Source organism: Streptococcus oralis, assembly GCF_001578945.1.
Taxonomy (GTDB): domain Bacteria; phylum Bacillota; class Bacilli; order Lactobacillales; family Streptococcaceae; genus Streptococcus; species Streptococcus oralis_Q.
Genome location: NZ_KQ969667.1, coordinates 1 through 255 on the forward strand (window position 1 = coordinate 1; position 255 = coordinate 255).

The 255-nt window shown below is 40.4% G+C and carries 1 protein-coding gene; it reads left to right on the plus strand.

Features of this window, described 5'->3' with window-relative positions; genetic code table 11:
• The coding region (locus SORDD16_RS10295) for an OB-fold nucleic acid binding domain-containing protein (RefSeq protein WP_241734084.1) at positions 1–255 on the plus strand (255 nt) is incomplete at both ends.

The window sequence follows — 255 nt, forward strand, 5'->3', positions numbered from 1 at the left end:
AAAACGTTTTGAACGTACTGCTAACTCTCAAGAGCTTAAAGATAAATTTGCAGAACTTGATAAAGAACAATTACATGAATTAAACGAAACTGCTACTATCGCTGGACGTTTAGTAACTAAACGTGGTAAAGGGAAAGTCGGCTTTGCCCATCTTCAAGACCGAGAAGGTCAAATCCAGATCTACGTTCGTAAAGATGCTGTTGGTGAAGAAAACTACGAAATCTTTAAGAAGGCTGACCTCGGGGACTTCCTCGG